The organism is Micromonospora sp. LOL_023 (assembly GCF_048060115.1).
GTDB lineage: Bacteria > Actinomycetota > Actinomycetes > Mycobacteriales > Micromonosporaceae > Micromonospora_E.
Genome location: NZ_JBHMIM010000024.1, coordinates 15,809 through 28,593 on the forward strand (window position 1 = coordinate 15,809; position 12,785 = coordinate 28,593).

Genomic DNA, 12,785 nt, shown 5'->3' on the forward strand with positions numbered 1-12,785 from the left:
CTCTGCGCCAAGATCGCGACGATCTTGCACTTATCGTCGGACAAAGTGGACATATCCTCTCGATAACTGCAAGATCGTCGGGGACGAGTGGGAGGGGCGGCGGGTGGCCGGGAAGCAGCGGGGCGGCGGCTGGGACGTGTCGTACTGGATGTCCTCGGTGGACGACGAGCTGGCACCGAGGCCGGCGTTGGACGGCGACCGGATCGCCGACGTGGTGATCATCGGTGCCGGCTACACCGGACTGTGGACCGCGTACTACCTGGCCCGCGCCGATCCGTCACTACAGATCGTGGTGCTGGAGAAGAAGATCGCCGGGTACGGGGCCTCCGGGCGCAACGGTGGCTGGTGCTCGGCGCTGCTACCCAGCTCGCCGAGCGCGCTGGCCCGCCGGCACGGCCGGGACGCCGCCATCGCCATGCAACACGCCATGTACGCCACCGTCGACGAGGTCGGCCGGGTCGCCGCCGACGAAGGCATCGACTGTCACTGGAGCCACGGCGGCACGGTCACCCTGGCCCGTACCCCGGCTCAGCTGCTCCGGGCCGAGGCGGCGGTCGCCGAGACCCACGCGTACGGCGGCACCGACGCCGACCTTGCCCTGCTCGACGCCGACACGGCCGCCGGCCGGTGTGCCGCCGACGGGGTGCTCGGCGGCACGTACACCCCGCACTGCGCGGCGATCCACCCGGCCCGGCTGGTCCGCGGCCTGGCCCGGGCCGCGCAGCGGCGCGGCGTGACGATCCACGAACAGACCCCGGTGCTGGCGTACGGGCCCGGGCTGGCCCGCACCCCGACCGGCACCGTACGCGCCCCGGTGGTGGTCCGGGCCACCGAGGGCTACACCGCGTCGCTGCCCGGCGCCGGTCGGGCGGTGGCCCCGGTCTACTCGTTGATGATCGTCACCGAGCCGCTGCCCGACGAGGTGTGGCAGCGGATCGGGCTGGCCCAGCGGGAGACGTTCAGCGACTTCCGGCACCTGATCATCTACGGGCAACGCACCGCTGATGGGCGGCTGGCGTTCGGCGGGCGGGGTGCGCCGTACCACTTCCGATCCCGGGTGCGGCCCGAGTTCGACCGCGACCCCCGGGTGTTCAGCTCGCTACGGCGTACCCTCGGCGAGCTTTTCCCGGTGCTCGGCGACGATGTCGCGGTGGCCCGGACCTGGGGTGGACCGCTCGGCGTCACCCGGGACTGGACGGCCTCCGTCGGTCTGGACCACGACACCGGGCTGGCCTGGGCCGGCGGGTACGTCGGCGACGGGGTCGGTACGGCGAACCTGGCCGGGCGCACCCTGGCCGACCTGATCCTCGGCGCGGAGAGCGAGCTGACCGGGCTGCCCTGGGTCGGTCACCGGTCGCCGCGCTGGGAGCCGGAGCCGCTGCGCTGGCTCGGCGTCAACGCGAGCCTGCGGATGATGACCGCCGCCGACGAGGCAGAGGCCCGCACCGGCCGCCCGTCGCGCCGGGCGGCGCTGCTGGGTCGGCTGATCGGCCACTAGACCGCCCGGCTGATGCTCAGTGTCGGGGGGGAATGACCCGCAGATGGCCCCGGCGGCCGGTCGACGGGTTGATGTCGAGATCCGTCACGTCCGGCTCGACCGGGCGGATCGGGGCCGGGCGGGCGGCTTCACGGACCGCCTCGGCGAGGGCCACCAAGTCGTCGGTGGTGTGCGGCGGCGGCTCGAACTCACCCTCGTGTCGGACGACATCCCAGCCCCGAGGGGCGGTCAGGCTGCGGGCGTGCTGCTCACACAGGTCGTAGGTGTGCGGCTCGGCGAAGGCCGCCAGCGGCCCGACGACGGCCGTCGACTCGTTGTAGACATAGGTCAGCGTGGCGACGGCCTGGCGGGGGCAGCCGTTGCGGGAGCAGCGCCGTGATGACCTCACGGCGGCACGCTATCTCTAATACCGGCTCCGCCACCAGCTTGCCGACGCGACACGCCGGGACTGGTGATCCCCACGCCCGAACCAACCGGTTCCGGACTACGCTGAGCGGGTGACCGGAGAATCCCTGTGACCATCCCCGCACCTGGCAGCGCCCAGGTGCCCCGTCGGGTGCGTCGGGACCGCCGGGACCGGCACGGGCGGGGGCTGCGCGGCCGGCTGGTGCCGGCGACGGTGCCGCTGTCCCGTACGAAGGCGGAGGTGTTCGACGAGTTGGTCCTGGACACGGTCGAGACTCTGGAGCGCCGCTTCGCCCGGGAGCTGGCCGGCGTCGAGTTCGCCGTCGAGGACGTGCCGCCGGATCTGAACGTCTACGACTCCGACGTGTTGGAGGACGGCGAGGTGCCGCTGGCCCGGCTGCTGCCCGGCCGGCCGGGACGCCAGGAGATGCCACCCCGGATCGTGCTCTACCGCCGTCCGTTGGAGTTCCGGGCGATGGATCGGGAAGACCTCGCCGACCTGGTCCACGACGTGATCATCGAGCAGGTGGCGAATCTGCTGGGTGTCGATCCGGACGAGTTGGCGTAGGGCGGGCACTGGCGTACGTACGGCCGGCAGGAAAAGCGCACCGGCCCGGCGACACGTTGCCCTCGGCGGACCGGAAGGTCCCACTGCTGGCAGCCGTGTCGGCCGGGCCGGTGGCGGGTCACGCGACCCGGCGCTTGAGTTTGCGGCGTTCCCGCTCAGACAGCCCGCCCCAGATGCCGAACCGCTCGTCGTGACCGAGCGCGTACTCCAGGCACTCGGACTTCACTTCACAGCGCGAGCAGATCCGCTTCGCCTCACGCGTGGATCCACCCTTCTCCGGAAAGAACGCTTCCGGATCGGTCTGTGAGCACAGCGCCTGTTCCTGCCACTCCGGGGCATTGCCGAGCAGGTCCGCGACCTCCAGCCGACCATCCATACGCGTGCCTCCTTTCGCGCGCCGGCCGATCCGGCCGGCGCAACCCCCCACGCGGAAGGCGTGTCCATCTTGCCCGTTCGATCCGGTTTTGATGCAGCCCGTCCGAGCGACCCCGTTGAAATTACACGCGTGTAATGCGTGCGTCGTCAAGACGAACCTGATAAATGGGCTTGCTTTCGCGGACCCCGCCAACTGCCCTCCTGCTTGCATCCGGCCCGCAACCTGCCCTATCGATTCAGCCCCCCGCCGGGTAACGCGGCACCGGCGAGTCGCGCCCACCGGAGCACCCACGACCACCCCCCTGAAAACCGCCGACCGGACCGCAATACCCAGTCACACAGACGACACCGAGCCGGTACCGCATCCGCGGTACCGGCTCGGTGTCGTGGTCTGCCGACCGACTACCTCACGTGCCTTGCTGCCCTCCCCAGGGATCTGTCACACCGGAACGTCGATCTCGTCACACCTTTCGGCGGCGTCAACCTGCCGGCCGCGGCGTCAACCTGCCGGCGGTCGCGTGCTGCGGCCAGACGAACTCGGTCACCGCACCACCGGTGATCCGCACCTGACCGGCCGGCACGTCGCCCTCCCGCCAGACCGTGTAGGAGCCCGCCCGCAGGTCGGTGATGACCGCGCTGAAGAAGACCCCGTCGTGCACCTGCCGCTCGCGGACCGCGGCATGCGTACGCGGAGCGGGATCCGCCTGATCCTCGTCGGGAATCCGGCTGACCTCGATCTCCCGGCCGTGGAACTCCTGTCCGGTGTAGATGATCAGGGCGCCCACGTCGCCGCCGATGTCGAGAACGACGCTGGCGGTCTCCGACTGGGCCAGACTGTGCTGGTGCATGCTCCCACCTCTGCTGGATCTGGGCGACGACTCGGACGTTTCGACCGAGTCGTCGCCGATCGACGACTCCGGCCGAGCGGTCCGGTCAGGACGGGTTGTTGAAGCCGTCGTACGGCACTCCGAGATAGGGGAAGTGCCCCAGGAACGGTGCGGTCACGTCCTCGGCGCTGAGCCCGGGGGTGACCGCGCCAGCCGCGTCGTCCGGCGTGAAGGTATCGTCGATCAGCGGAAAGGTCAGACCGGCGATGGCCCGCAGCGCGATCGTGACCACGTCGTCGGTGGTCCGGCGTCCGTTGGGGAAGCCTGCCAGGTCACCGCCGAGCAGCCCGAACTGGTTCGGCTCCTGGGCCGGCGGGATCGCGGTGTTCAGCCGCAGCATGTCGGCCTGCACCTCGCCGGTGTTGTTCTGGAAGCCGTCGATCAGCCCGGCCGGGATGCCGGTCAGCAGGATCGCCACCAGATCGGCGCGAGGCTGGCCGGACTCGTTCAGCTCGGCCAGATTCGGGAAGACGTCCGGGTAGAGCGCCGGCAACAGCGTAGCCAGCTCGGGCTTCTCTACAAGACCGGCGAACTGCTCGTCCCCCGCCGGCGAGAGCGTGTTCCACAGATCCTTCTGGGCCATCGGAACGATGACCTCGTTGAACAGCGGGTTGCCGAGCCGGGACACCTGAGTCACCGGTCCGACGTTGAGGTCCTCGGCCTTCGCCGCCCCGAGCATCCGGACCTGCTGGCGCCCGGCCGAGGTCCACACACCGATCACCGAACGCTGGTCGTTGACGTCGTAGCGGCCACCGCCGCTGACCAGGTCGGAAATCGGTACCTGCAACGCGAGGCTGGACACGTTGAACCGGTCGGTGGCGTTGACCCCTTCGTCAGCCGCCTGGAAGATGTCCCTGCCGAGGACGTGCAGCTGCTGGAACGGGCGCAGAGTGCCCAGGTCGAAGATCGCGCCGAGGTCGACGAAGAAGCCCTCCGCGCGCTGCCCGGCGAAGACCCGCTCACCGGTCTTGAGCTGGAAGGTCGCCGCCTTCGCCAGTGCCACGTAGTCCGGCGTGGACAACGGGCCGACGTTGCTCGGCGGGCACGGAACCTTGTTGGCGAGCACCTGAGCCGTGCCCTGGGCGTCCACCTTGGTCAGGCTGTAGAACTGGCGACGGTTCCAGTTTTCGCTGTCCAGCGCCTCGATCGGTCCGGTGTTGTAGAGGAACGTGTTCTCGTTGGTGATCTCGGTGGAGAACCGGAACTGGTAGCTGATGTCAGGGTGTCCGTCGCCGTTGTTGTCGATGTGGATCTCGTACAGCACGTCGTCGCCGAACTCGAAGAAGTTCGGCCCGCCCGACGGCAGCTGGAACGGCAGGTAGTTGGCGATGAGAGTGACCGTGTCTGGCCGGTCCGGACTGACGAACGCATATACGTCGGTGCTGTCGGCCACCGGGTCTTTGGATATTTCCGGTGCCTCACGATGCGAAGACATGACGAACCTACCTCACATTGCCTGAGCGAATCGGTGTTCGACGCGAAGTGCGCCTGATGAGATCCACGTGCCCGCCATGGTGGAACGTGCGCGGGACACGATTGTCGGAAGGGTGCTCAGGCATCGACTGCCCGAGCAGGCAGTCAGCCTTGGGCAGCACGCTGCAGCTGCGCGGCGAGCTCCTTGTCATGTACCTCGATTCGCGAGGTTCCAACGAAGACGTCGAGCGTCCCGCTGGCAGGATCCCGCAAGTGCACGACAATCGCCTGATCATCCGGTGAAGAGCCGGCGAGCCGGCTGTCCACAGCCGACGACAGACCGGTGACGCTGACGGCAGCCGCGCCAACACCCGCACTCGCCGCGATGGTCAGCACCTGACGGCGGGAGATCTTGAACTTCGGTCGGTTCCGCTGGCCAGTTCTCATGGACAACCTTTCCGGTGGGTCAGGGGGTGACCCACTGTCGCGACGGGACCTTGCTGCCGGCGCGGGAGTCCCATCGGCTGCCCGAACCCGCCGGCAACTATTCATACGCGCGGCAGCGCCGCCGGGTTCGATCATCCGGGGAAGAGGTTTCGTCGAACCGCCGGCCGGCCCGGACGCGACGGGCCGCAGCCGGGCACTGACCGGTGATCAGCGCTGGTACGCCGTGCTGCGCTGCACCGCCGTCCGGCCGGCGGCGGCCGCTATCGCCTGCAACTGCGCCACCGTGCGGGCAGAGCCGTTCGCCGAACCGGCCATCCGGGAAATCGTCTCCTCCATCAGGGTGCCACCGAGATCGTTGCATCCGCTGCGCAGCATCGCGACCGTACCTTCGTCGCCGAGCTTCACCCAGGAGCACTGGATGTTGTCGATCCGGCCATGCAGCAGCAGGCGGGCCATCGCGTGTACGGCGCGGTTCTCCTGCCAGGTCGGGCCTGGCCGGGCCAGTCCGGCGAGGTAGATCGGCGCGTTCGTATGCACGAACGGCAACGCCACGAACTCGGTGAACCCGCCGGTGCGGTCCTGCACCCCGGCCAGTACCCGAAAATGCGCCAGCCACTGTCCCGGATGGTCGACGTGGCCGTACATCATCGTCGAGCTGGACCGCAGTCCCACCTCGTGCGCGGTGCTCACCACCTCGACCCAGGTGGCGGCCGGCAGTTTGCCCTTGGTCAGCACCCAGCGCACGTCGTCGTCGAGGATCTCCGCGGCGGTCCCGGGGATGGTGTCCAGCCCGGCCTCGCGCAGCATCAGCAGCCAGTCGCGGACCGGCATGCCGGCCTTTGCCGCCGCCGTGACGATCTCCATTGGTGAGAAGGCGTGCACGTGCAGCTGCGGCACCCGCTGCTTGACCGCGCGAACCAGTTCGGCGTACGCGGTCACCGGCAGCTTGGGATCGATACCGCCCTGCATGCAGACCTCGGTGGCCCCGTCCTGCCAGGCTTCCTCGGCCCGGTCCGCGACCTGCTCGGCAGAGAGTCGGTAGGCGTCGGCGTCGCGTTCCCGCTGGGCGAACGCGCAGAACCGGCAGCCGACATAGCAGACGTTCGAGAAGTTGATGTTGCGGTTGACGACGTAGGTGACGTCGTCGCCGACGGTGTCGCGCCGCACGTCGTCCGCGCTGCGGCAGAGCTGATCCAGCGCAGCGCCATCGGCGGCGAACAGCGCCAGCGCGGCGTCGCTGTGCTGGGGCAGCAGCAGCGCCGCCGGGTCGTCGGCCGCCAGCCGCAACCCGGCCCGCAGATTCGCGTCACCGGCGGCACCGACACCACCAGCGGGTACGCTGACCCGACCGGCGACCTCTGCCCAGTCGCCGTACACCTGGTCGAAGTCCCCCCGGCGGTCCCCGGTGCGCCCCTCGGTGTCGATGCTCGCGTGCAGATCGACCCGCCCGACCGAGGTGAACACCTCCTCCGGCTCCTGCCATGGCCGGCCCACCGGCACCGCTGAGGCGTCGGCGAGTCCGGTGCCCACCTCGGCGAGCGCGCTCACGTGCGGGACGAGCCGCGGATCCAGCCAGGACTCGCCGCGCCGGACGTACTCGGGATAGATGGTCAGCCGCTCCCGCAGGGTGAACCCGGCCTTGGCGGTGCGCCGGGCCAGCTCCTCGATCTGCGGCCAGGGGCGCTCCGGGTTGACGTGATCCGGGGTGACCGGGGAGACCCCGCCCCAGTCGTCGATCCCGGCCCGCAACAGCAACGCGTACTCCCCGGCGACCAGGTTCGGCGGGGCCTGGATCCGGGCACCCGGCCCGAGCAGAATCCGGCCGACCGCGACCGTGGCGGCCAGGTCACGCAACTCGGCGTCGGGCATGCCGCGCATTGCCGTGTCCGGCTTGGCGCGAAAGTTCTGCAGGATCACTTCCTGAATGTGGCCGTACTCGCGGGCGGCCGACCTGATCGCGAACAGCGACTCGACCCGTTCCCGTGCCGTCTCGCCGATCCCGATCAGCACCCCGGTGGTGTACGGCACCCCGACCCGCCCGGCGTCGGCGATGGCCCGCAACCGGACCGCCGGCTCCTTGTCCGGTGAGCCGTAGTGCGGGCCGCCCGGCTCGGACCACAACCGGGTGGCCGTGGTCTCCAGCATCATGCCCATGCTCGGCGCCACCGGCTTGAGCCGCTGAAGTTCAGCCCAGCTGAGCACGCCGGGGTTGAGGTGCGGCAGCAGCCCGGTCTCCTCCAGCACCGCGATCGCGCTGGCTCGCAGGTAGTCGACGGTCGAGTCGTAGCCGCGCTCGTCGAGCCACTGCCGGGCCGCCGGCCAACGTTCTTCCGGCCGGTCACCGAGGGTGAACAGCGCCTCCTTGCATCCCTGTGCCGCACCGGCGCGGGCGATCGCCAGCACCTCGTCGCGATCCAGGTAGGCGGTGGGTAGTCGGCCGGGCACGGTCGCGAAGGTGCAGTAGTGGCAGCGGTCCCGGCAGAGCCGGGTCAACGGGATGAAGACCTTCCGGGAATACGTGATCACCGCCGGCCGGCCGGCGTCGCGCAGACCCGCGTCGCGCAGTGCCCCGGCGAGGTCGAGCAGTGCGTCCAGCTCGGTGCCGGTGGCGGCCAGCAGCGCCGTCGCCTCGTCGACGTCGAGGCTGCGCCCGTCGGCGGCGCGGCGCAGCGCCCGCCGCACGCTCGCCAACGTCGGCGTTTGCGGTGCGACAGCCTGGAAGGCGGGCTCAGCGGCCTCGACGGCAGCATTGTCAGTGTGCTCGGCCACCTGTGCAGACTAGGCCTTCACGGCCCGGCTCAACGGTGGCACGCACCACACCTCGGCCGGTGGACGGTCAGTCGGTCCGCTGGGTCGGCCCGGCCGGCCCCGACTCGTCCGGCGGGCCGGCCGGCGACCGAGGTGCCGGTGGGGCCGACTGCGGCGGCGGTGGGGGGTGCATCGGGTGCGGTCCGGTCGACGGCGGACCGTAGCCAGGGGGTGGGCCGTAGCCAGGAGGCGGACCATAGCCGGGAGGCGGACCGTAGCCGGGAGTCGGACCGTAACCGGGAGGCGGACCGTAACCGGGAGGCGGACCGTAGCCGGGGCCGGCCGGCGGCTGACCGTGGCCGGAGGGGGGCTGGCCATGGCTCCCGGCCGGCCAGCCGTACGGCTGGCCGTACCCGGCGGCCGTCGGCTTCGGCACCTGGTATCGCCCCTGCCAGAGCTTGACGACCGCCAGTCCGGCGACCCCGAGCACCGCCAGCCACGCCGCCCGGGCCAGCAACGCCTGGAACGCGCCACGGATGCTGTCGTCGACCAGTACGACGAACCCGACCAGCAGGCCGAACAGGCCACCGAACACCGCCATGACCGCGTACTCGACCAGAGCGACCAGGGTGATCAGCCGGGCCCGGGCCAGCTCCGGGGACAGATGGGTGGCCAAGAGCACGGCCAGCAATGGAAAACCGACCGTGACCAGATTGACGAAGCCGCCGAAGCTGTCGGCCGAACGCCGGGCCAGGCCGGGCCCGGCTCCGAGGCGGTACGAGATGAGCAGATCGAGCAGCGCGACGAAGAGGAAGACCGCGGTGGCACCGAGCAGCACCAGGGCGGCGAGCTCCCGCAGCGGCAGGGTGAATTCCCGGGCTGGCGGCCGGTCGCCGGGCGAGGCCTCTGGTTGGGTCGTCACAGCTTCTCCCTGGGCTCGTTCAGGCGTCGGAGTACGTCGGACGGCCGTGACCGGCACGCGACCGGCGTGAAGTGGCACCGGCCTTGCGAGCCTAGCGGCATGGCCGCAGCCGTGGGATCCCCGAACAGCGCCGCTGGGAAACCGCCCGCCCGGGATAGGGGCGGTCGCCGCCGATGGGCGAGGATGGTCGACATGCGGATCGTGGTACTGACCGGCGGGATCGGCGGGGCGAAGTTCCTGGTCGGGGCCCGGGCGTACGCCCGGCGCACCGGAGCCGAGGTGACCGCCGTGGTCAACGTCGGGGACGACGTCATCCTGCACGGACTGCGGATCAGCCCCGATCTGGACAGCGTGATGTACACACTGGGTGGCGGCGCGGATCCGGAGCGCGGCTGGGGTCGGGTCGACGAGACCTGGACCGTCAAGCAGGAGTTGGCCGCGTACCAGGCGGAGCCGACCTGGTTCGGGCTCGGTGACCGCGACATCGCCACCCATCTGGTCCGCACGACCATGCTCAACGCCGGCTACCCGCTGTCGGCGGTGACCGAGGCGCTCTGTGCGCGCTGGCAGCCGGGCGTCCGGCTGCTGCCGGCCACCGACGACCGGCTGGAGACCCACGTGGTGGTCTCCGGCCCCGAGCAGCCCGGCAGCAATGGGCGGTCCACCGGCGGGCAGGTCGGCGGCGAGCGGGCCATCCACTTCCAGGAATGGTGGGTACGGCACCGGGGGGCGTTGCCGACCCACCGCTTCGTCTTCGTCGGCGCGGCCGAGGCGAAACCGGCGGCCGGCGTACTGGACGCACTGACCGCCGCCGACGTGGTGCTGATCGCCCCGAGCAACCCGGTGGTGAGCATCGCCCCGATCCTGGCGGTGCCGGGGCTTCGCCAGGCGCTGACCGACGGCGCGGCACCGGTCGTCGGCCTCTCCCCCATCATCGGTGACGCCCCGGTACGCGGGATGGCCGACCGTTGCCTCGCCGTGCTCGACGTGCCGTGCACGGCGGCCGGGGTGGCTGGTCTCTACGGCGGGCGCGGCGACGGCGGTCTGCTGGACGGCTGGCTGGTCGACCCGGTCGACGCCGCGACCCGGGTCGACGGCGTCGAGGTCGAGGCCGTACCGCTGTGGATGTCCGACGAGCCGGCGACCGCCGCGATGGTCGAGACGGCGGTCGAGACGGCGCTGCGACTCGCCGGTGAACGGACCGGCAGGGCCGCCGGATGAGGCTGGAGATCCTGCCCGTCGTCGGGATCGGTGAGGTACGGCCCGGTGACGATCTCGCCGCGCTGATCGGCGACGCCGCGCCGTGGTTGGCCGACGGCGACGTCCTGGTGGTGACCAGCAAGATCGTCTCGAAGGCGGAGGGCCGGTTGGTCGAGCTGCCGGCCGACGAGCCGGACCGGACCCGGGTACGGGACGGGTGGGTGGACGCCGAAACGATCGAGGTGGTGGCACAGCGTGGGCCGACCCGGATCGCACGGACCCGGCACGGCTTCGTGATGGCGGCCGCCGGCATCGACAACTCCAACGTGGAGTCTACGCAGCTGGTGCTGCTGCCGGTCGACCCCGACCGGTCCGCCCGCGAACTGCGTCGGGCGCTACGCGCCCGGCTGGGCCTCGACCTGGCGGTGATCGTGTCGGACACCATGGGACGGCCGTGGCGCAACGGCCTGACCGACGTCGCGCTCGGGGCGGCGGGCATCGATCCGGTCCACGACTACCGTGGGCAGTTCGACCGGTACGGCAACGAGCTGCGGCTGACCCAGGTGGCTGTCGTCGACGAACTCGCCGGCGCCGGTGACCTGGTGAAAGGCAAGTCCGAGCAGGTGCCGGTGGCGGTGGTCCGAGGTTATCCGTGGCAGGCCGGGTCGGCGGCTGTGGATCCGGCCGCCGGATCCACAGCTGCCGGATCCGCTGACGGTGACGGTCCGGGGGTCCGGCCGTTGATCCGTGACCTGGCGCAGGACATGTTCACCATGGGCACCGTCGAGGCTCGCCGGGCCGGGCTGCTCGCGGCGGCGACCCTGCCGCAGGCACCCCCGCCCGCCGACGACATCGACGACGCGGACACCAGCGCGGCGGTCGACGCCGAAGCGGTCCGGCGAGCGGTCCGGGCCGTCGCCGGTCTGGTCGCCGCCGGAACCCGCATCGAGCAGGTGTCGGCTCAGGCGCTGGCGACCGTGGCCCGGGCGGCGACGGTGCCGGCGTACCCGGGATTTCTGCACTGCCGACCACCGGCGGACGCACCGACCGGTGCCAGCGCGGCCCTGGTGCGCTTCGGCGCCGACCTGCACCGGCTCCGGGCGGCGCTGGCCGCCGAAGGCATCGCCAGCGCACACCTGGAAGCCGTTGCCACGCCGGAGCCGGCCGCTGCCGTACTCGGGCTCGCCCCGGCTCGGCCGTAGCTGCCCACGGGCTCAGACGTAGCCGTCCGCGCCGCGTTCCTTGAGTTCGTCCACCAGGCGTTTCACGTCCTGTGCCCGGTCGCGGGGGCAGACCAGCACCGCGTCCGGGGTGTCCACCACGATCAGGTCCCGGACGCCGATGGTGGCGACCAGCCGACCGGACTGCGGCACGACCACCAGGCCGGTGCTGTCGTGCAGCAGTACGCCGGGCTTCTCCTCGGCGGCCGGCGAGCCGAGCACGACGTTGCCGTCGAGGTCGGCGGGCAGCACCTCGCCGAGGGTGTGGAAGTCGCCGACGTCGTTCCAGCCGAAGTCGCCGGGGACGGTACCGACCCGACCTGCCGCCGCCGCGCCCTCCATCACCGCGTAGTCCACGGAGATGCGCGGCAATGTCGGCCAGATCGACCCGAGCACCTCGTCACGCTCCGGCGAGTCCCACCGGGTGGCGATCCGGGTCAGCCCGGCGTGCAGTTCGGGCTGCTGGCGGGCCAGTTCGGCGAGGAACACGTCGACCCGCCAGACGAACATGCTGGCGTTCCAGAGGTGCCGGCCGGACCGCAGGTAGCTTTCGGCGACGGCGAGGCCGGGTTTCTCGGTGAACTGTTCGACCCGCCGGATCGGCCCGGGACCGATCGGCTCGCCGCAGGCCAGGTAGCCGTAGCCGGTCTCCGGCCGGGTCGGCGTGATGCCGACCGTCATCAGCAGCCCGGTTTCGGCGCCGGCCACCGCCTGCCGGATCGTGTCGACGTACCGGTCGGTGTCGGTGATGATGTGGTCGGCGGCGAATGAGCCCATCACCGCCTGCGGTTCGCGGCGGGCGATGACCGCCGCGGCCAGCGCGATCGCCGCGCACGAGTCCCGTGGCGACGGCTCGACGAGGACGTTCTCCTCCGGCACGGTGGCCAACTGCCGGGCCACCGCGGCGGCGTGCGCGGCCCCGGTCACCACCAGAATCCGCTCCGGGTCGGTCAATGGGGCCAGCCGCGCCACGGTCGCCTGCAACAACGTGGCGGCCGTGCCGGTGAGCGGGTGTAGGAATTTAGGGTTACCGGCGCGGGACAGCGGCCAGAGGCGGGTGCCGCTGCCACCCGCCGGGATGACGGCGTAGAGCATCAGCACA

Annotated in this window: 12 protein-coding genes; 4 read left to right on the forward strand and 8 right to left on the reverse strand. The window is 71.2% G+C overall.

The window, feature by feature from the left end; translation table 11 throughout:
* The first annotated feature begins 148 nt into the window (after positions 1–148).
* On the forward strand, positions 149–1,498 hold the full coding sequence (locus ACFHVL_RS14930) for an NAD(P)/FAD-dependent oxidoreductase (protein WP_416628500.1): 1,350 nt from the start codon (positions 149–151) through the stop codon (positions 1,496–1,498).
* Positions 1,499–1,514: 16 nt separating this feature from the next.
* On the opposite strand, the gene ACFHVL_RS14935 is transcribed toward ACFHVL_RS14930, so the two are convergent.
* Entirely contained in the window at positions 1,515–1,886 is a 372-nt protein-coding gene (locus tag ACFHVL_RS14935) for a DUF3499 domain-containing protein (RefSeq protein WP_416628424.1), read from the reverse strand.
* Positions 1,887–2,105: 219 nt separating this feature from the next.
* Here ACFHVL_RS14935 and ACFHVL_RS14940 point away from each other — a divergent pair, with 219 nt between their 5' ends.
* Entirely contained in the window at positions 2,106–2,471 is a 366-nt protein-coding gene (locus tag ACFHVL_RS14940; RefSeq protein ID WP_416628502.1) for a metallopeptidase family protein, read from the forward strand.
* A gap of 118 nt (positions 2,472–2,589) precedes the next feature.
* On the opposite strand, the gene ACFHVL_RS14945 is transcribed toward ACFHVL_RS14940, so the two are convergent.
* From ACFHVL_RS14945 to ACFHVL_RS14970, 6 genes are all read right to left on the reverse strand, one after another.
* The gene (locus tag ACFHVL_RS14945) at positions 2,590–2,847 is read right to left on the reverse strand and encodes a WhiB family transcriptional regulator (RefSeq protein WP_326551528.1); all 258 of its coding nucleotides are present in this window, start codon (positions 2,845–2,847) and stop codon (positions 2,590–2,592) included.
* A 478-nt stretch (positions 2,848–3,325) separates the two neighbouring features.
* Positions 3,326–3,694, reverse strand: coding sequence for a phospholipase (locus tag ACFHVL_RS14950; protein WP_416628426.1), 369 nt, complete (start codon positions 3,692–3,694; stop codon positions 3,326–3,328).
* Positions 3,695–3,779: 85 nt separating this feature from the next.
* Complete coding sequence (locus tag ACFHVL_RS14955) at positions 3,780–5,168, reverse strand: DUF4331 domain-containing protein (RefSeq protein ID WP_416628427.1); 1,389 nt, start codon at positions 5,166–5,168, stop codon at positions 3,780–3,782.
* Positions 5,169–5,311: 143 nt separating this feature from the next.
* Entirely contained in the window at positions 5,312–5,542 is a 231-nt protein-coding gene (locus ACFHVL_RS14960; protein ID WP_416628428.1) for a hypothetical protein, read from the reverse strand.
* 258 nt (positions 5,543–5,800) lie between these two features.
* Positions 5,801–8,362, reverse strand: a complete 2,562-nt coding sequence (locus ACFHVL_RS14965; protein WP_416628430.1) for a bifunctional FO biosynthesis protein CofGH — start codon at positions 8,360–8,362, stop codon at positions 5,801–5,803.
* A 67-nt stretch (positions 8,363–8,429) separates the two neighbouring features.
* Positions 8,430–9,263 (reverse strand): hypothetical protein, encoded by an 834-nt coding sequence (locus tag ACFHVL_RS14970; protein WP_416628431.1) that lies wholly within the window; start codon positions 9,261–9,263, stop codon positions 8,430–8,432.
* 192 nt (positions 9,264–9,455) lie between these two features.
* Here ACFHVL_RS14970 and cofD point away from each other — a divergent pair, with 192 nt between their 5' ends.
* Together cofD and ACFHVL_RS14980 are read left to right on the forward strand one after the other, a co-directional pair.
* On the forward strand, positions 9,456–10,484 hold the full coding sequence (cofD, locus tag ACFHVL_RS14975) for a 2-phospho-L-lactate transferase (RefSeq protein ID WP_416628432.1): 1,029 nt from the start codon (positions 9,456–9,458) through the stop codon (positions 10,482–10,484).
* Positions 10,481–11,665: a coenzyme F420-0:L-glutamate ligase gene (locus ACFHVL_RS14980; RefSeq protein WP_416628434.1), complete on the forward strand. Its 1,185-nt coding sequence runs from the start codon at positions 10,481–10,483 to the stop codon at positions 11,663–11,665. Before cofD ends, ACFHVL_RS14980 begins: the two co-directional genes overlap by 4 nt.
* Positions 11,666–11,677: 12 nt before the next feature.
* Here the strand turns inward: ACFHVL_RS14980 and ACFHVL_RS14985 are convergent, their stop codons facing one another.
* The gene (locus ACFHVL_RS14985) at positions 11,678–12,778 is read right to left on the reverse strand and encodes a mannose-1-phosphate guanylyltransferase (protein ID WP_416628436.1); all 1,101 of its coding nucleotides are present in this window, start codon (positions 12,776–12,778) and stop codon (positions 11,678–11,680) included.
* Positions 12,779–12,785 lie beyond the last annotated feature (7 nt).